At 71.7% G+C, this 18,211-nt stretch carries 13 protein-coding genes; 6 read left to right on the top strand and 7 right to left on the bottom strand.

What is annotated here, in order from left to right; genetic code table 11:
- The first annotated feature begins 31 nt into the window (after positions 1 to 31).
- On the top strand, positions 32 to 268 hold the full coding sequence (locus FDA94_RS09730) for a hypothetical protein (protein WP_137246723.1): 237 nt from the start codon (positions 32 to 34) through the stop codon (positions 266 to 268).
- 14 nt (positions 269 to 282) lie between these two features.
- Here FDA94_RS09730 and FDA94_RS09725 read toward each other — a convergent pair whose 3' ends face one another.
- From FDA94_RS09725 to FDA94_RS09715, 3 genes are all read right to left on the bottom strand, one after another.
- A complete protein-coding gene (locus FDA94_RS09725; protein WP_137246722.1) occupies positions 283 to 726 on the bottom strand; it encodes a DUF1707 SHOCT-like domain-containing protein in 444 nt (147 codons plus the stop codon).
- Positions 710 to 1,399, bottom strand: coding sequence for a phosphotransferase (locus FDA94_RS09720; protein WP_170990863.1), 690 nt, complete (start codon positions 1,397 to 1,399; stop codon positions 710 to 712). The genes FDA94_RS09725 and FDA94_RS09720 overlap by 17 nt, the downstream gene beginning before the upstream one ends.
- A gap of 80 nt (positions 1,400 to 1,479) precedes the next feature.
- The gene (locus tag FDA94_RS09715) at positions 1,480 to 2,988 is read right to left on the bottom strand and encodes a glycosyltransferase family 39 protein (protein ID WP_137246720.1); all 1,509 of its coding nucleotides are present in this window, start codon (positions 2,986 to 2,988) and stop codon (positions 1,480 to 1,482) included.
- A 305-nt stretch (positions 2,989 to 3,293) separates the two neighbouring features.
- Between FDA94_RS09715 and FDA94_RS09710 the strand changes: the two genes are divergently transcribed.
- Genes FDA94_RS09710 through FDA94_RS09690 form a run of 5 tightly spaced genes read left to right on the top strand, consistent with a single transcriptional unit; the run spans position 3,294 to position 14,617 of the window.
- Complete coding sequence (locus FDA94_RS09710; protein WP_137246719.1) at positions 3,294 to 4,130, top strand: ABC transporter ATP-binding protein; 837 nt, start codon at positions 3,294 to 3,296, stop codon at positions 4,128 to 4,130.
- On the top strand, positions 4,120 to 4,914 hold the full coding sequence (locus FDA94_RS09705) for an ABC transporter permease (protein WP_137246718.1): 795 nt from the start codon (positions 4,120 to 4,122) through the stop codon (positions 4,912 to 4,914). Before FDA94_RS09710 ends, FDA94_RS09705 begins: the two co-directional genes overlap by 11 nt.
- A gap of 60 nt (positions 4,915 to 4,974) precedes the next feature.
- On the top strand, positions 4,975 to 9,669 hold the full coding sequence (locus FDA94_RS09700; protein ID WP_170990862.1) for a type I polyketide synthase: 4,695 nt from the start codon (positions 4,975 to 4,977) through the stop codon (positions 9,667 to 9,669).
- Entirely contained in the window at positions 9,666 to 13,460 is a 3,795-nt protein-coding gene (locus FDA94_RS09695) for an SDR family NAD(P)-dependent oxidoreductase (protein WP_137246716.1), read from the top strand. Before FDA94_RS09700 ends, FDA94_RS09695 begins: the two co-directional genes overlap by 4 nt.
- On the top strand, positions 13,457 to 14,617 hold the full coding sequence (locus tag FDA94_RS09690; protein WP_137246715.1) for an acyl-CoA dehydrogenase family protein: 1,161 nt from the start codon (positions 13,457 to 13,459) through the stop codon (positions 14,615 to 14,617). The genes FDA94_RS09695 and FDA94_RS09690 overlap by 4 nt, the downstream gene beginning before the upstream one ends.
- Here the strand turns inward: FDA94_RS09690 and FDA94_RS09685 are convergent.
- Genes FDA94_RS09685 through FDA94_RS09670 form a run of 4 tightly spaced genes read right to left on the bottom strand, consistent with a single transcriptional unit; the run spans position 14,580 to position 18,211 of the window.
- On the bottom strand, positions 14,580 to 15,218 hold the full coding sequence (locus FDA94_RS09685; protein ID WP_212735251.1) for a 4'-phosphopantetheinyl transferase family protein: 639 nt from the start codon (positions 15,216 to 15,218) through the stop codon (positions 14,580 to 14,582). The genes FDA94_RS09690 and FDA94_RS09685 overlap by 38 nt on opposite strands.
- Positions 15,215 to 15,994, bottom strand: a complete 780-nt coding sequence (locus FDA94_RS09680; RefSeq protein WP_137246713.1) for a thioesterase II family protein — start codon at positions 15,992 to 15,994, stop codon at positions 15,215 to 15,217. Before FDA94_RS09680 ends, FDA94_RS09685 begins: the two co-directional genes overlap by 4 nt.
- Positions 15,984 to 17,063 carry an HAD-IIIC family phosphatase gene (locus tag FDA94_RS09675; protein WP_137246712.1) on the bottom strand — a complete coding sequence of 360 codons (1,080 nt, stop codon included), beginning with the start codon at positions 17,061 to 17,063 and terminating at the stop codon, positions 15,984 to 15,986. The genes FDA94_RS09680 and FDA94_RS09675 overlap by 11 nt, the downstream gene beginning before the upstream one ends.
- Positions 17,063 to 18,211, bottom strand: coding sequence for an acyl-CoA dehydrogenase family protein (locus FDA94_RS09670; RefSeq protein ID WP_137246711.1), 1,149 nt, complete (start codon positions 18,209 to 18,211; stop codon positions 17,063 to 17,065). Before FDA94_RS09670 ends, FDA94_RS09675 begins: the two co-directional genes overlap by 1 nt.

The following is an 18,211-nucleotide window of genomic DNA, read 5'->3' as shown; positions in this document are numbered from 1 at the left end:
GACCCACCCGGGCCGGCTGCTGGTCTTCGACGTGTGCGACGTCGCGCACGTCCTGGCCCACGTAGAGAGGGCCCGCTGGCCCTCGCCCTCGGGGCTCGACCCGGAGTTCATCGCGCACGCGCACGCCAACGGATGGGCGGTCCCGCAGCTCGATCACGCTGACCTGGATCTACTGGACGATCGGCGCTTCGGTACGGCGTCAGGGACCTCGCCCGCGGGTGGGTCGTGCGCCGACGGGCTCGGAATGGACCCCAGCGCACTGCCGTGAGCTGGGGTCTCCCTTCAGGAACGCACGCCCTTCCGGGAAGCGGTGACGGCGTAGCTGACGGCGAGCAGGATCAGGGCCGGCGGGATGATGACCCACATCGGCCAGAAGTAGAGGAGTTCGCCCTCGGTGATGCTGAGCAGGACCCAGATGACCAGGTTGAGGGCGACCTTGGCGGCCCAGGCGATCCAGACGACCTTGAGCCAGCGGGGTAACGCGCCCGTCGTCACGGCCGGGGCCTTGGTCTGGGTGGCGGTCACGGTGGGGGACGCGGTCTGGGCGCTGGGGAGGTCGAGCAGGAGGTTGTCCAGGTCGGCGAAGGTGACCGACGTGTAGGCACGGCTCATGCGGTCGTTGTACTCGTCGAGGCTGAGGCGGCCCTCGTCAACGGCGGCCAGCAAACGGGCGACGGCGGCCTCGCGATCATTGTCAGAAACCCGGACGTCACGTCGATCTGCCATGGACTGCCTCCTCGAGGGTGATGTGTTCGCTGGCGAGGAGGCGGTCGATGGCGGCCGTCTCCGCGTTGTCGGCGTTGCGGTCGGTACGGCGGCGGTCCGCCATAACGGTCAGGTGGGGCCGGGCCGCCTCGCGGTCGACGCGGTCGAGGAAGGCCGCCAGCATGAGGTCCCGGCTGCGGCGCAGCGCGGGGTCCACGTGGCCCGACGCGAGGGCCAGCCAGGTGGCGGCGACGTCGGCGGCGGAGGCGCCCCGGCGGGCGGTCGCCCAGTCGATGACGCGGGGGCCGTCGCCGGTGAGCAGGACGTTGTGCGGGTGCAGGTCGAGATGGAGGAGGTGGCTGCCGACGCAGACCGCGGGGAGCCAGCCGGGGGCGCGTACGGCCGACAGCTTCTTGAGCAGGTCGGCGAGGAGTCTGCCGTGGTCGGAGACCCGGCGCGGGTGGGCGGCGGCGTCCTGGTAGAGGCTCGGGCCGTCGAGGCGCTCCATCAGGATGTCGGGGCCGTCGGCGTCGTAGACCTGCGGTGCGGGGAAGCCGCCACGGCTGGCGTGGCGCATGACGGACGCCTCGCGTTCGAGGCTCCGGCCGTCTTTGGCGCGCCGGATGACCTTGCCCGCTCCGGCCTCGTAGATGTCGCAGTCGCGCCCCGACCCGATCAGGCAACCTACGCGCATGCTAGCCAGGTTAAGTGGTGAAGCGCCGCCATAGGCCGCCCTCCCGGTGACATCTTCTCCCCGCTGATTCGGTGTCGGCATCAGGTGTGCCGCAGGCTCGGCCAGAGGGCGGACCAGGCGACGGGAGCGGGGCCGCAGATCCGGATGACGTTCTCGCTGACCTGATTGTCGATGTCGTGGCCGATGTCGACCGGGCCGACGAGGCGGCAGTCGGTGAACCGCGCGGGGATGCGGCGGTTCTCGGCGGCGTGGACCAGGAGGACGGGGCCGTCGGCGCCGTCCGGGGGCGGGCCCCAGTCGGCGTAACTCATGTGTCCCGAATAGGCGGCGGGGAGGCCGTGGTCGGGGCCGTACCGCGCGATCGCGGCGGCTTCGCCGTAGTTCTGGGCGAGGATGACGGCGCGGGGGCGGTCGGCTTCGGGGATCTGGTTCCACGCGTCGGCGACCGACGCGACGAACTCCGGCCAGCCGATCTGCTCCCCCACCTCGGCGTTCAACGCGTTCGGCAACCCCGCGGCGGCGGGCGGCAGGACCGGGAGCCCGATGACGACGTTGACGGCGGCCGCGACCGCGATGCCCGCGACGAGGACGCGCCGCCGGACCCGGCCGACGACGGGCGCCACACCGGCCGCCATCGAGACCATCAGCAGAGGCAGGACGTAGTACGACTTGCCGCCCGCGAGCTGCACGACGGTGAACAGCAGCACGGTGGCCACGGGGATCAGCCGGGCCCAGCGGACCGACGGGTCCCGCCACAGGCGGATGAGGCCGGCCACCCAGATCGGGAAGAACAGCGGGGAGAGCTGCACGATCAGCAGCGGGAAGAGCATCGCGCGGTCGTCCGCGCCGTCTTCGCTGATCCCGGCCGCGACCGCGAACTGCGGCCAGCCGTGCGCGGCGCTCCAGATCAGGTTGGGCGCGGCGATGACCGCGGCGATGAGCGCGCCGATCGGCAGCCAGCGGGTGCGCAGCACGTCTCTCGGCCCGACCAGCAGGAGCGCCGCGAACAGGGTCACCACCAGCAGCCCCAGCAGCTGCTTGTTCTCCATGCCGACGCCGACCGCGACGCCGATCGCCACGAACCAGCGGCCGTCGCCGGTGCGGAGCAGGCGCAGCACCAGCAGGCTGATCACCAGCCAGGCGAGCATGTCGAAGGTCGCGGTGGCGAGCAGGTGGCCCAGGCCCAGGACGATCGCGGAGGCGGCCGCGCAGCAGGCGGCGACCGACTGCACCCGGCGGTCGCCGCCGAGTTCGCGGGCGATCAGGGCGACGGTCACGACCGAGGCCACGCAGAGGATCGTCGCGACGACGCGGAGCGCGGCCGGGCTGTCGCCGAGCAGGGCGGTGCTCGCTCGGGCGAGCAGGGGGGTCAGCGGTGGCTGGTCGACGTAGCCCCAGTCGGGATGATCGCCGGCGACCATGAAGTAGAGCTCGTCGCGATGGAATCCGTACCGGCCGGACAGGGCGGTCAGCAGGACCACTAGCGACGCCGCGACCGCGGCGATCGGACCCGCCGCGAGGGATGGCAGACCCCTGAGGCGACTGCCGCCTTCCTCCGGCGACTTCGTGTCAGAGCGTTCGATGGCCACCCGGAGATTCTGACAGCAATCGGTCAATATGAACAGCTCATTTATGTCAGACAGGAATGGCCGTATTCGCAGGCCGACCGGGCCGGGCGCAACCCCTGTCTTTCATGGCGCCGACCAGTAGGGGTGACCCCTGCCGCCCGCCGTTGGCCTGTTGTCTCCGGCCACTTCCTGCCAATGGCGGCCGGGCCGCCCGCCGCTACTGTAGCGGTAACTCGATTTCCCCAGTCAATTCAACCCGAATTATCAATTCGCGAGGACGCGAAAAGCACCGTCTTTTCGAGGTGAATACTCAAGGAGGTGACACGTTGCTGCAAGCCATCGATCTTGTCAAGCGATACGGCCCGGTCCTGGCGCTGGACGGATTCAGCCTGAGTGTGGCGGCCGGTGAGATCGTCGGCCTGGTCGGGCACAACGGCGCGGGCAAGACGACCTTCGTGGAGATCGTGTCGTACCTGATCCGTCAGGACGGCGGTCACGTGACCGTCGACGGACGTCCGCCGTCGGCGAGCAGGGGGCGGGTGGGCGTCGCGCCGCAGCACATCGCGCTCTATCCGTCCGTCACCGTGCGCGAGCACCTCAACCTGTTCGGGAAGCTCGCGGGGCTGCGCCGGGCCGCGCTCGACAGCGCCGTCGAGGAGCTGACCGTCGCGCTGAGGCTCGGCGCGTTCATCGACCGCCGGACGGCGGGGCTGTCCGGCGGGCAGCAGCGGCGGGTCCAGGCGGCCACCGCGCTGATCAACCGGCCCGGTCTGCTGCTGCTCGACGAGCCGACCGCGGGCGCCGACCTGGAGACCCGCGAGGCGATGCTCGACGTCGTCAAGCAGCGCGCCGGCGACGGCGCGGCCATCGTCTACACCACGCACTACCTGCCCGAGCTGGTCGAGTTGCAGGCCACGATCGCGGTGGCCCGCAACGGAAAGATCATCGCGCGGGGCACCTACGACGAGCTGGTGGACGGACTGCCCGGGGAGGTGCGGCTGATCCACGACAACGAGGAGGAGGTCCGCGTCTCCACCACGCAGCCGGCGGCCACCCTGATCGACCTGCTGGGCCGCGCCGAGCGGCCGATCAGCACGATCGAGGTGCACAACCCCTCCTTGGACGACCTCTACCGATCCCTGGCGGTCAGCGATGCTTCTTGACACCGGCCACCGCGCCGGGCCGGCCGCCGCCCTGCGCGAATCCCTCTACCGGATCCGCGCGCTGGCGAACAACAACACGCTCATCCGGCTCCGCGACCCCGGCCAGACGATCAGCTACGTGGTCATGCCCATGGTCCTGATGCTGGTCCTGAAGCCGCTCTACGTGCGGGCGGTCGAGGGCGGCACCACCAAGGTGGTGACCGGGCTGCTGGTCATGTTCTCGGTCTTCGCGATCTCCATCGCGGGCAACGCGATCCTGGCCGAGCGCACCTGGAAGACCTGGGACCGGCTCCGGGTGAGCCGGGCGCCGGCCGCCGAGCTGCTGATCGGCAAGACCCTGCCGATCTATCTGGTGATGATCGCGCAGCAGACCATCCTGCTGGTGTACGGCTGCCTGGTCATCGGCCTGCCCGTCCCCGGCAACGTCCCGCTGGTGCTGGGGTCCATCCTGATCTGGGCGTTCACGTTGCTGGCGATCGGCGCGCTGCTGGCCGCGATCGTGCGCAGCCACGGCGAGCTCAGCGTGATCGCGGACGTGGGCGCGCTGACGCTCAGCTCGCTCGGCGGAGCGCTGGTGCCGCTGAGCCTGATGCCGGAGTGGGCGCAGGTCGCCGCGCAGCTGTCCCCGGGCTACTGGGCCCTGAAGATGCTCCAGGCCGCCGTCGTCGGCGACACGGCCGGAACGATGCTGCCCGCCGCGATCCTGCTGGGCATCGCGCTGGTCTGCGGCGCGTTCGCGATCCGCCGGCTCACCCGCGGCTGGGGCCGCGGCGGGCTGCTCTAAGAATTTCCACCTCAAAATTCGGTGAATAGGGGCGTGTTGATGACGCAGCAACATCCACCCGTGGACGATTCCGATATTGCGATCATCGGCATGGCCGGTCGATTCCCGGGAGCCGATGACGTCGAGAAGTTCTGGCGGAACATCAGCACCGGCGTCGAATCCTTCACGCGTTTCTCGGATGAGGAACTGATTGAGGCGGGCGTGCCGGCGGCGACGTTCTCGAAGCCGAACTATGTCCGGAGCCGGCCGATTCTCGACGACATCCGCGGCTTCGACGCGGCGTTCTTCGGCTACAACCCGCGCGAGGCCACGCTGGCCGATCCGCAGCAGCGGCTCTTCCTCGAATGCGTGTGGGAGGTCCTGGAGTCGGCCGGGTACGGCTCGCCGGAGAGCCGCGGCTCGGTCGGCGTGTTCGCCGGCATGAACATCAGCGGCTACCTGCTGACCCGGCTGCAGGCGTTCGCCATGGGCATCGACACGTCCGCGCTGATGATCGGCAACGACAAGGACTCGCTGGCCACGAACGTGTCGTTCCGGCTGGACCTGTCCGGGCCGAGCGTGACCGTGCAGACGTTCTGCTCGACCTCGCTGGTCGCGGTGCACCTGGCCAGTGAGGCGCTGCGCCGGGACGAGTGCGACATGGCGCTCGCGGGCGGCGTGTCGGTCCGGATTCCGGACCGGACCGGCTACCTCTGGGAGGAGGGCGGCCAGGAGTCGCCCGACGGCCATGTGCGGACCTTCGACGCGCAGGGCCGGGGCAGCATGTTCGGCGACGGCGCGGCCGTGGTCGCGCTGAAGCGCCTGGGCAAGGCGATCGAGGACCGCGACACCGTGCTCGCGGTGATCCGCGCCTCGACGATCAACAACGACGGCGCGATGAAGTTCAGCTACCTGGCTCCCAGCATCGACGGCCAGCGCCGCTGCGTGGCCAAGGCGATCGAGAAGGCGGGCGTGCACCCGTCGCAGATCTCGTACGTCGAGGCGCACGGCACCGCCACGGAGGTCGGCGACCCGATGGAGGTCGCGGCCCTGACCAGGGCGTTCGGCCAGACCGAGAAGAAGCAGTACTGCATCCTCGGCTCGATCAAGCCGAACGTCGGCCACCTCGACCGCGCCTCCGGCGTGACCGGCCTGATCAAGGTCGTCCAGTCGCTGCGGCACGAGCTGATCCCGGGGACGCTGCACTACACCTCGCCGAACCCCGAGATCGACTTCGAGACCAGCCCGTTCTACGTCACGGCCCAGCCCACCCCCTGGCCGCGCAGCGCCGACCGGCCGCGCGTCGCCGGGATCAGCTCGCTCGGCATGGGCGGCACGAACGCGCACGCGATCATCGTCGAGGCCCCCGTCCCGGCCGCGCGCCGGGAGCGGCCCCGCCGCTGGCAGATCCTCCCGGTGTCGGCCCGGTCGGCCGCCTCCGCCGAGCGGATGGCGGCCCGCCTGGGCGAGCGCATCGCCGCCGATCCCGGCCTGGACCTGGGCGACGTCGCCTACACCCTCCAGAAGGGCCGCAAGGTCTTCAACCACCGCAAGGTCGTCATCGCCGACGGCAACGCCAGGGCCGCCGCGCTGCTCGCGGACCCGGCCGGGCCGCTGGGCCGCACCGACACGGCGGTCGGCCGCAAGACCGGGTTCCTGATCGCCGGCGTCGGCGAGCAGTATCCGGGCATGGTCGCCGCCCTCTACGGGGCCGAGCCCGCCTTCCGCGCGGACGTGGACGAGTGCGTCAGCCTGCTGGGCCTCACCGAGGCGTCCCAGCTGTCGGACGTCTTCGTCCCGGCCGGACCCGCGACCGCCCCCGACCTGGCCACGCTGCTCGGGCGGACCACAGACGCCTCCCCCAGATCGGCCCCGAACGCGCATCTCATCCAGCCCGCCGTGTTCGTCGCCGAGTACGCGCTGGCCCGGCTGCTGATGAGCTGGGGCGTCAAGCCGGAGATCATGGTCGGCTACAGCCTCGGCGAGTACGTCGCGGCCTGCCTGTCCGGGGTGCTGTCACTGGCCGACGCGCTCAAGCTGGTCGCCTACCGGGCCAAGCTGATCACCTCCCAGCCGGAGGGCGGCATGCTGGCCGTGGCCGCCGACGAGAGGCGGCTGAAGGCGGTGCTGGGTGACCTCGACCTCGACGTCGCGGTCCGCACCGGCTCGCAGCTCGTGCTGGCCGGGCCGGAGGAGAGCGTCGAGGCCGCCGCGGCGCGGCTCAGAGCGGCCGAGATCGGCTGCCGCCGCCTCCAGACCACGCACGCCTTCCACTCCCGGATGCTCGAACCGGTCGCGGCCGAGCTGACCTCCTGGATCAGCGCGAACGTGACGCTGAACCCGCCGGCCATCCCCTACGTCAGCAACGTCACCGGCGAGATCGCCACCGCCGAGCTCGTCACCGACCCCGGCTACTGGGCCCGCCACATGTGCGAGACGGTCGAGTTCGGCGCCGGGCTCGCGCACGTGCTGCGCGGCGGCGACATGGCCCTGACCGAGATCGGCCCCGGGCAGTCGCTCGGCGCGCTGACCCGCGGCCACCCCGACTGCGACCGCAACCAGTGGCCGCTGATCGTCACCACCCTGCCCGGCCAGGGCGACCAGGTGGAGACGCTCGCCGCCACCGCGACGGCCGTCGGCAAACTCTGGCTGGCCGGGGTGCCCATCGACTGGGACGCCCTGCACACCGGCTCCGACACCGGCTGGACGCCCGGCCGGGTGCCGCTGCCGACCTATCCGTTCGAGCGCCAGGACTACTGGCTGGAGATCGACCAGTCGGCGCTGAACACCGGCGTGCCCATGCTCGACGAGAGCGACCCCACGAGCATCGCGACCGCGCTGCCCCGCCTGCCGGACGAGCGGTGGATCAACGTCCCGGTGTGGCGGCAGACCGCGCCCCAGCTGGTGCGCGAGGAGGAGCAGACCAAGTGGCTGCTCTTCACCGACGCCGGTCTGGCCGACACGCTGACCGATTCCTTACGCGCCGCACTGGACGCGCTCGGCCACGAGGTCGTCCTGGTCCGGCCCGGCGACGCCTACGCCGACACCCCCGACGGCTTCGTCGTCCGCCCCGGCTCGCAGGACGACCTCGTCGCCGCCCTGCGGACGCTCGGCGGCCGTGACTTCGCGCCGGAGCGGGTCGTGCACCTGTGGACGGCCGACCCGGCCCCCGCCGACGGCGACGCCACCCAGGAGTGCCTGAAGCGCGGCCTGTACACGCTGGTCTCGTTCGCCAGGGCCGCGGTCGACCTCGGCCTGCCGACCTGGGCGCTGGACATCGTCACCGTCGGCAGCCAGAAGGTACTGACCGGCGACGACATCCTCCCCGAGCGCAACACGCTGCTCGGCCCGACCCGGCTCATCCCCGTCGAGTACCCGAGGGTCAAAACCCGCCTGATCGACATCGACGCCGGCACCGGACCGGCCGCCCTGCGGGGGCTGCTGGCCGAGCTGCGGGCCGACCCCGCCGACCAGGTCGTCGCGCTGCGCGAAGGCCGCCGCTGGACGCCGGGCTACGAGGTGCTGGACGCCGCCAACATCGACCGAACCACCCCGGTCGTGGACGTGCGGCGCGGCGGGACGTACCTGGTGACCGGCGGTCTGGGCGGCATCGGCCTGGGCATGGCCGAGCTGCTGGCCGCGAAGTACCAGGCCAACCTGGTCCTGATGGGACGCACCGCGGTCCCGCCGAAGGAGCAGTGGAGCCAGATCCTGGCCGCCCCCACCACGGCCGACGAGGTGCGGCGGCGGGTCGAGGGCCTGCGCCGCCTGGAGGCGAACGGCACCGAGGTCGTCACGGTGGCCGGCGACGTGTCCAAGGTCGCGGACGTGCGGCGGGCGGTCGACGCGGCGATCGAGCGGTTCGGCGAGCTCAACGGCGTCCTGCACTGCGCGGGCGTGCCGGCGGTGGGCCTGATGCAGTTCAAGACGGTGGCCGACATCGAGCGCACGCTCGCGCCGAAGGTGGCCGGTTCGCTGGCCCTGGCCGAGGTGCTGAAGGACGTGCCGGTCGACTTCCTCGCCCTCTACTCCTCCACCACCTCCGCCACCGGCGGCGGCGCCGGCCAGGTCGACTACTGCGCGGCCAACGCGTTCCTGGACTCCTTCGCGCTCAGCGACCCGCTGCCCGGCGCGCTGGTCACCTCGGTCGACTGGTGTGAGTGGACCTGGAACGGCTGGACGGAGGGCCTCGAGAACTACGACGAGGGCTCCAAGCAGTACTTCACCTGGTACCGGGGCCTGTTCGGGCTCAGCTTCGAGGACGGCTTCGAGACCCTCGTCCGGGTGCTGAACAGCGGTGAACGGCACGTGGTCGCCTCCACCCAGGACTTCGCGCCGCTGGTGGCGATGAGCCGCAAGTCGTCCATCGAGAGCCACCAGGCGACGGTCAAGAAGCTCAGGGACGCCTTCGGCCGGCACCCCAGGCCGGACCTGTCGACCGCGTTCGTGGAGCCGCAGAACGAGGCCGAGGAGAAGATCGCCGAGGTGTGGACCGAGGCGCTCGGCCTGGAGTCGGTCGGGGTGCACGACAACTTCTTCGAGCTGGGCGGCAACTCGCTGCTGGGCATGGAGATCATCACGGAGGTCCGGAAGGCGCTCGGCCTGACCTACCTCCCACCGCACATCCTCTACCAGTCGCCCACGATCTCGTCGCTCGCCGAAGCGGCCACCGCGGGCGAGGCCAAGGAAGAGCAGACGGCCGACGTGCGCGAACAGCAGCGCACCTCGCGCATCGAACAGCGGCGGAACATGCTCCGGAGCGGAAGGACGTCATGACCGAAACCGACTACGCCTCGGCGGTGGCCCTGATCGGCATGTCCGGTCGTTTCCCGGGCGCCGACAGCGTCGCCGACCTGTGGCGCAACGTACTGTCCGGGATCAAGGGGCTGCGCGAGATCACCGACGCGGAGCTGCGCGAGACCGGCGTCGAGCCCGGCCTGATCGCCGACCCGCGCTACGTGCGGATCGGCGGCCCGCTGACCGACCTGGAGATGTTCGACGCGGGGGTCTTCGGGATCAACCCCCGCGAGGCCGAGATGATGGACCCGCAGCACCGGCTGTTCCTGGAGACCTCGTGGGAGGCCCTGGAGAGCGCCGGCTACTGCCCCACCGACGTGCCGGGACAGGTCGCGGTGTTCGGCGGGTGCGGGTTCCCCGACTACGTGGTGAAGAACATCTTCCATCTGGCCAACGCGCCGGGCGGCGCGATGCTGATGGCGATCGGCAACGAGCGTGACTCGCTGGCCTCGCTGGTGTCGTACAAGCTGGGGCTGCGCGGACCGGCGGTGTCGGTGCAGACGTTCTGCTCGACGTCGCTGGTGGCGGTGCACCTGGCGTGCCAGAGCCTGCTGACGTACGAGTGCGACATGGCGCTGGCGGGCGGCGCGTTCACGCCGCTCCCCCAGCCGGCCGGCTACCTGTACGAGCAGGGCGGCATCATGTCGCCGGACGGGAGGGTCCGCAGCTTCGACGCCGAGGCGGGCGGCACCGTGATGGGCAGCGGCGTCGGCACGGTGGCGCTCAAGCGCATGTCGGACGCGCTCGCCGACGGCGACGTGATCCACGCCGTCATCCTCGGCTCGGCCTCCAACAACGACGGCCGGATGCGGGCCGGTTACACCGCGCCGGGCGTGGACGGCCAGGCCGACGTGATCGAGTCGGCGCTCGGCGTGGCCGGGGTCAAGCCCGACACCATCGGCTACGTCGAGTGCCACGCCACCGGCACCATGCTGGGCGACTCGATCGAGCTGGCCGCGATGAACCGGGTGTTCACCCAGCCGCGTGAGACCCCGGCCGTGCTCGGTTCGCTGAAGCCGAGCCTGGGCCACCTCGACCGGGCCTCCGGCGTGACCGGTCTGATGCGGGCCGCGCTGAGCCTCAAGCACGAGCTGCTCCAGGGTGTGCCGGACTACGCCCAGCCGAACCCGGCCCTGGCCACCGCGCAGGACCGGTTCACCGTGCTGACCGAGCACCGGCCGTGGCCGGAGGGTCCGCACCCGCGCCGGGCCGGGGTCAGCTCGTTCGGCCTCGGCGGGACCAACGCGCACGTGGTGCTGGAGCAGGCGCCGCCGCGCCCGGCCCTCCCGCACCGGCGGGGCCCGCACCTGCTGACGTTCTCGGCGGGCGACGAGAACGCGCTCAACGAGCTCGGCGAGCGCCTGGCCGGTCATCTGGCCGGTGACTCCGGCGAGGACATCGCGGACGTGGCGTTCACGCTGCAGATGTCGCGCGGCGGGTTCGCGCTGCGGCGCGCGGTCGTGGTCGCCGACCGCGACGACGCGGTCGTGGCGCTGACCGACCCCTCCCGCTGGATCAACGCCAAGACCCAGCGCCGGAACCCGAAGGTGCGCCTGGTCACGCCGGAGGGCGTGCCGGAGGCCTGGTGGCCGGAGCTGCTCGCGGCGGTCGACGCCGTGATCGGCATCGAGGACGGCACCGACCGGCACGACGCGGTCGGCGCGCTGGCGGACGGGCTGCGGCGGCTCGGCGTCCAGGTGTCGCGCGAGGACGCCGGTCAGGCGTCGGAGGAGATCGCCGTCGCCCCCGTCGACGGGGTGCCCGCGGCCGAGTGGCTGCTGGCCACGCTGGCCCGGCTGTGGCAGGCCGGCAGCGCGATCGACTGGACCGCGTTGCACCGGGGCGCGGGCCGCAGGGTCGAGCTGCCCACCTACCCGTGGCAGAAGCGCCGCTACTGGGTGAAGGCCAACCCGAGCACGCAGGCCGCCCCGGTGAGCAACGACAAGACGTTCGACCGGTCGAAGTGGACGTACCTGCCGACCTGGAGGCAGCGGCCGTTCGCGGTCGCCGACCTGGACGAGCGGCTGCGGGCGGCCGGTCCCTGGCTGGTCTTCGCCGACGACGCCCGGGGCGAGGCCCTGATCGACCGGTTGAACGCGGCGGGCGCCGAGGTCACGGCGGTACGGAGCGGCGAGAGCTTCGATCAGGACGACTCCGGAGATTTCACCATCCGGCTGGACCAGCCCGATGACATGGCCGAGCTGCTGTACTCGCTGCTGGTCGCGCCCCGCGCGATCGTCCACGGGTTCAGCCTGGGCGCGACCGAGCCGGGACCGGGTCAGGACCCGGCCGGGCACTTCGACGCCGAACAGCGCCGCGGCTTCTACTCCGTGCTGGCACTGGCCAGGGAACTGGTCGACAACAGCGGCTCCGCGCCGCGCGCCGAGCTCGCCCTGCTCACCTCGGGGGGGGTCGGTGTGCTCGGCTCGGACCTGCGCCACCCGGAGCACTCCACGCTGGCGGCGCTGGCCCCCAGCCTGGCCCAGGAGAACCCCCGGATCCGGGCCCGCACGATCGACGCCGACCCCCTGGCGGCCGGCGACGAGTCCGTCCAGATCCTCGCCGCGATCCTGGCCCCGCACGAGGGCCCGGTCGCGGTCCGCGCCGGCGAGACCTGGCTGCGGACCTACGAGCAGTTCCCGATCGAGGAGCCGACCGACGAGACCCGCCCGATCAGAGACGGCGAGACCGTGCTGATCACCGGTGGCCTCGGCGACGTCGGGCTCGTGCTCTCCCGGCACCTGGCCGCCGCGTACGGCTGCAACCTGGTCCTGACCGCACGGTCGCCGCTGCCGCCCCGCGAGGAGTGGGCGGCGTTCCTGGCCGAGCCGCCCCCCGGCGGCGAGCGCACCGCCCGGCACATCCGCAACATCCTGGACCTGGAGAGCCGGGGCGCGACCGTGCTCTGCCTGTCCGCGGACGTGGCGGACGAGGAGCGGATGGCGGCCGTGGTCGAGGCCGCGGTCGAGCGGTTCGGCGGGATCGACGTGGTGGTGCACGGCGCGGGCGTGCAGGACGGGGCGTACTTCAACTTCGCCCACCTGATGGACCGCGCCCAGTGCGACGCCCACCTGTCCACCAAGGTCAGGGGCTTCCACGTGCTGGAGAAGGTGCTCGGCGGGCACGCCGCCGAGCGGCGGATCACGCTGTCGTCCATCGCGGCGGTGCTGGGCGGCATGACGCTCGCGCCGTACGCCGCGGCCAACGCGGCGCTGGACGCCTACATCCGGCAGTCCCGGGTGGCGGGCGGAGCCCGCTGGGTGACCGTCGACTGGGACACCTGGAGCATCGACGCCGGCCGTCTGGAAGGCCACAGCGAGGCCGTGGTCGGCTTCGCGATGGCCCCGGCGGAAGGCGTCGACGTCTTCGAGCGGGCCCTGTCGGCCACCGACCGGGTCGGCCATCTGGTCATCTCGACCGGTCCGCTGGAAGGCCGGCTGGCGCAGTGGGTCACCGGCGACATCCACAGCGCCGAGGACACCCCGGACGACCAGGAGCGCCATCCGAGGCCGGATCTCAACAACCCCTACGTGGAACCGAGGGAGGGCACCGAGGCCGCGCTGGCCGGCATCTGGTCGCGGGTGCTGGGCATCGAGCCGATCGGCGCCACCGACAACTTCTTCGAGCTGGGCGGCCACTCGCTCCTCGCGATCGAGCTGACCACCAGGATCCGCACGTCGCTGAACGCGTCGGTCCCGGTGACGGGACTGCTGGAGTGCCCCACGGTGCGCCTGCTGGCCGAGCTGCTCGACGAACGGGAGACCGAATGAGGCAGCCGGAGCACGTGCGGGCGGTCCAGGCGTTCGCGCGCAGGGAACTCATCGGCAAGGACGCCTACCTCGACTCGCTGGCCGAGGCGCCGCTCCCGCTGTACGAGCGGTTCGCGGACACCGGCCTGGCGAACTGGTGGGTGCCGAAGGAGCACGGCGGCCCCGGCCTCGGCCTGGAGGACGGCGTGCGGATCGTCGCCGAACTCGCCTACGCCGACGCCGGCGCCGCGTTCACCCTGTTCATCCCGGTCCTGACGACCAGCATGGTCTCCTGGTACGGGTCCCCCGAACTGCGGGACCACTACCTGGGCAAGCTGGTGGCCGGGAGCGGGTTCTGCGCGACGCTCGGCAGCGAGCACGCGGCGGGCAGCGAGCTGGCCAGGATCACCACGACCGCCCGCCGCGACGGGAACGACGTCGTGCTGAACGGGGAGAAGGCGTTCTCCACGAACGCCGACTTCGCCGAGTTCCTGGTGGTGGTCGCCCGCGCCGAACACGACCCGGCCGGCTACCTCGCGGTGCTGGTTCCCCGGGACACGCCGGGCATCCGGATCGACAAACGCTGGGACGTGCTGGGGCTGCGCTCCTCGGCGACCTACCAGGTGACGCTGACCGACTGCCGGGTGCCGGCCGCCAACGTGCTGCGCGGCAACGGGCTGCGGCTGCTGGAGGTGGGGCTGAACGCCAGCCGCATCCTGATCGCCACCACGGCGCTCGGCATCGCCCGCCGGATCCGGGACGTGTGCCTGGAGTACGGCAGGACCAAACAGGTCAAGGGCGCCATCCTGGCCGGCAACGCGGTGTTCGCGGCCAAGCTGGGCCAGTTCGAGATGCAGATCGACGTGATGGCCAACCAGTGCCTGGCGGCGGCCCGCCGGTACGACGAGATCGCGGCCCGGCCGGACGCGGCCGCGGAGTTCCTCCGGGTGGGCACGCTGAAGACGGCGCTGACCACGAAGATGTTCTGCGGCCAGACCGGCTGGCAGATCGCCTCGGCCGCGTCGGAGATGTTCGGCGGCGTCGGTTACACCCACGACTCGGTGATCGGCAAGCTGCTGCGGGACGTGCGGTACGTGTCGATCGTGGAGGGCGGTGACGACGTGCTGCGGGACCTGGTGTTCAACCGGTACGTGGTGCCGGTGTCCCAGCGGTCGTGACAGCGGTCGTGACGACGGCGCCCGCGTAGCCGGGCGCCACGTCGAGCCAGCGAAGGGAACGCGACGAACCCACCGTCGCGTTCCCTTCGCGCGTCACCGGCGCGTTCCGCAGGCCGGCCAGGCCCGCCCCGGTCGCCTTGACGTACGCCTCTTTGGCGCACCAGAGCCTGAAGTACTCCTCTTCGGGGGAGGCGGCCCGGGTCAGGTGGTCGACCTCGGCGGGATGGTAGAGATGCCGGGCCATGGCCAGGTGGTCGAGGTCGTCGCGGACGCGTTCGACGTCGACGCCGACCCGCAGGCCCGGCGGGGCCACCCCGATCAACGCCCACTCCTCGGAGTGCGACAGGTTGAAGTCGACCGGGTGGCCGACCAGGTACGGCCGGCCGTTGTGCTCCGCGCCGAAGACGAGATCGGCCGGCGGCAGGCCGGTGAGCCCGCCGAGGACGGCCCGCAGGGCGGCGTGCGCGACCGTGAAGCGGCGGCGCTCGACCGGTGTCGCCAGCGCCGCCGCGCGGGCCCGCTCGGACCCGGAAAGCAGCGGGGCCCACCTCGCGCCATCCGGCTGATCGAGGTGGACCCGCCACACGAAGGGGTCCGTCACATCCATTTGAGCAGGGCCTTGGAAATGATCTTGTGGGCCAGCGCGGCCTGCTCGAACACCGCGAAGTGGCCGCCGACGAACGGCTGGAGCTCGTACTCCCTGGTGGTCTGCTCCCCCCACGGCGTCACGGTCTCGGCCCTGATCCGGGAGTCGTCGGTGCTGGGCATGGCCGTGATGGGCAGGTCCAGCGGCTTCTCGTCGCGGTACTCGTAGGTCTCCTTGATCGTGAAGTCGGCGACGACGGCCGGGAGGATCATGTCCAGCACACCGGGATCGGTCAGCAGCCACTCCGGCGTGCCGCCCAGCTCGCGGAGCATCGCGACGACCTCCGGCCGGGACATCTGCCCGACCGGCTTGCCGTCCTCGTAGGCGAGCTGCGGAGCGACGGAACCGGAGACGAACAGGTGCACCGGCGGCGGGCCGCCGCGCCGGCGGATCTCGCGGGCCAGCTCGAACGCGACGAGCGCGCCGAGGCTGTGGCCGTACAGGGCGTATCTGCGGTCGATCGAGCCGAGCGAGACGTCCGACTGGACGATCTCGGCGAGGTCGGCCACCAGCGGGCCCATCCGGTCGTAGGCGGGCTCCCTGAGCCTGCTGTCCCGGCCCGGGAGCTGGATGGGCTGGACGGCCACCCCCGGCAGGACGCGCTGCCAGCTCCGGAAGGTGGAGGCGGCGCCGCCGGCGTGCGGCAGGCAGTACAGCGCGAGCGCGCCGGGGCCCGCGCCGGTCTGGCCGGCGAACGGCATCCACCGGCCGGCCGCGTCGTCAAAGCTCATCGACGATCTCCAAGTGGACGTAGGGCGGAGGCGGCTGGACGGTGCTCAGGTCGGCCTCCAGCACCACGTGGACGCCGTCTCTGCCGACCTCGCGGAATCCGGCGAAGGCGTAGGTGACCTGCATCATCCGGTTCCGGCCGGTCTCCACGAAGTCGGCGCGCACGCTCACCCCGGCCGCCTGGGCCAGCCGCATGATGTGGTTGAGCAGCACCATGCCGACCCCGCGGGACATGACCCGGCAGGACATCAGCATCATGTTGAGCCGCCACACCTTCTCGCCCTTCTCCACCAGGGCGAGGCCGATCTTGCCGTAGCTGCCGAACCGGTCGGTCAGGGAGGCGACCAGCAGCAGGTGGTCGGGCGACTCGCGCAGCTCGTCCAGCTCCTCGTAGGAGTAGGTGCGGCCGGTCGAGTTGAGCTGGTTGGTGCGGACGGTCAGCTCCTCGGCCCGCTGCAGGTCGTCCCGCACGGCGGGAGCGATGGTGAACCGCATGTCCAGCCCGGCCAGGAACTCCTCGTTGGTGCCGACGAAGCCGGACTCCAGGTCGTCGCGTGCGGCCTGCGCCTGGTACATGGGGCGGCGCTGGGCGGACTCGTCGGTGACGAACCGGGGGATGAACTCCGGCCGGGCCAGCGCCTCGTCCAGGTCCACGATGTCGACCAGGGTGACGGCGGGCAGGCCGTGACCGACCTCGCCGCGCTCGAACTCCTGGTCGTCGACGAAGGCGAACGCGTCCAGCCCGAGGTTGAGCGCCTTCGCGATGCGCGCGATGGAGTCGGATTTGGCGTTCCAGTTGATCTGCGGGTGCAGGAACATCTCCTCGACGCCGAACTCGCGCAGCTTCTCCAGGGCGGCGGCGCTGTCGTTCTTGCTGGCGATCGAGTGCAGCACTCCCATCTGGTCGAGCCGGTGGATGTGCGCCACCACCTCGGGCCGCAGGGTGACCTCGCCGTCCTCCAGCAGCACGCCGTCCCACAGCGTGTTGTCCAGGTCCCAGACCACGCACTTGATCCGGCCCTGGACCGGCTTCTCCGGGGCGACAGGGGGGGTTTCGTCGACCACGGTCATCAGATGATCTCCCGTTCTGCCTGGCTGGCGATGGTGATGCGCTGGATCTCGTTGCTGCCTTCGATGATCTCCATGACCTTGGCGTCCCGGTACAGCCGCGCCACCGGGTAGTCGTGGCCGCAGCCGTTCGCGCCGTGGATCTGGACCGCCTCGGACGCGTGCCGGGCGGCGGCGGTGGAGGCGAAGTACTTCGCCACCCAGGTCGCCATGATCGTGGACGCCTCGCCGGCGTCCTTGAGCCGGCCGGCCTCCGCGACGAGCAGGCGGGCCGCCCGCGCGTCGGTGACCATGTCGGAGAGTTTCGCCTGGATCAGCGGCAGGTCCTTGAGGAGCGTCCCGCCGACGGTGCGGCGGGAGGCGTACGCGGCGCAGGCCTCCAGCGCGGCCTGGATGATGCCGACCGAGCCGGTCGCCACGCTGTAGCGGCCGAGGTCCAGGGTGCCGGTCAGCACCATGCCGGCGGTGAAGCCGCTCGGGCCGAGCAGCGCGTCCGGGCCGAGCGCGACGTCGCGGAAGGAGATCTCCGCGATCATCGACGCCCGGGTGCCGAGCACGTCCTCGATCGGCGTCACCTCGACGCCGGGGCTGTCCCTGGGGACCAGGAACGCGCCGATGCTGGTGGCCGTGCGGGCGAAGACCAGGAAGAGATCGGCCCGCTGGCCGTTGGTGATCCACTTCTTGACGCCGTTGAGCACCCAGCCGCCGTTCTTCTCCACGACGTGGCTGGCGATCCCGGAGGCGTCGCTGCCGGCGCCGGGCTCGGACAGGCAGAACGCGGCGAGCACGTCTCCCCGGCCGAGCGCCGGCACCCACCGCTCGCGCTGGGCCGGGCTGCCCCACCGCTGCACCGCCCACGACACCATCGTGTGCACGGTGAGCAGGCTGCGCACCGAGGAGCAGCCCCGGCCGACCTCCTCGTGGACCTCGCCGAGGGTGACCAGGTCCATCCCCCCTCCCCCGGTTTCCCGGGGCAGGAAGGGCGCCCAGAGCCCGGCGGCGGTCATCCGCTCCAGCAGCTCCTCGGGGACCCGGCCCTGCCGGTCGTACGCGTCGGCGTACGGGACGATGTGGGTGTCGACGAACGCGCGGGCGGACTTCCTGTCGGTGACCTGAAGGGTGCCCGGCGCGGTCTCAGCCAGGGTCGCCAT

This window comes from Herbidospora galbida, assembly GCF_005233835.1.
In the GTDB taxonomy this organism is placed as follows: domain Bacteria; phylum Actinomycetota; class Actinomycetes; order Streptosporangiales; family Streptosporangiaceae; genus Herbidospora; species Herbidospora galbida.
The sequence above is the reverse complement of the archived record's forward strand: the minus strand, read 5'-3'. Positions and strand labels throughout refer to the sequence as shown.

Bases quoted from the DNA above. Each gene is read 5' to 3' on its own strand.
- FDA94_RS09725 (WP_137246722.1), bottom strand. From the start codon at position 726: ATGGCAGATCGACGTGACGTCCGGGTTTCTGACAATGATCGCGAGGCC.
- FDA94_RS09720 (WP_170990863.1), bottom strand. From the start codon at position 1,399: ATGCGCGTAGGTTGCCTGATCGGGTCGGGGCGCGACTGCGACATCTAC.
- FDA94_RS09705 (WP_137246718.1), top strand. From the start codon at position 4,120: ATGCTTCTTGACACCGGCCACCGCGCCGGGCCGGCCGCCGCCCTGCGC.
- FDA94_RS09695 (WP_137246716.1), top strand. From the start codon at position 9,666: ATGACCGAAACCGACTACGCCTCGGCGGTGGCCCTGATCGGCATGTCC.
- FDA94_RS09690 (WP_137246715.1), top strand. From the start codon at position 13,457: ATGAGGCAGCCGGAGCACGTGCGGGCGGTCCAGGCGTTCGCGCGCAGG.
- FDA94_RS09680 (WP_137246713.1), bottom strand. From the start codon at position 15,994: ATGAGCTTTGACGACGCGGCCGGCCGGTGGATGCCGTTCGCCGGCCAG.
- FDA94_RS09675 (WP_137246712.1), bottom strand. From the start codon at position 17,063: ATGACCGTGGTCGACGAAACCCCCCCTGTCGCCCCGGAGAAGCCGGTC.
- FDA94_RS09670 (WP_137246711.1), bottom strand. From the start codon at position 18,211: ATGGCGACCCTGGCTGAGACCGCGCCGGGCACCCTTCAGGTCACCGAC.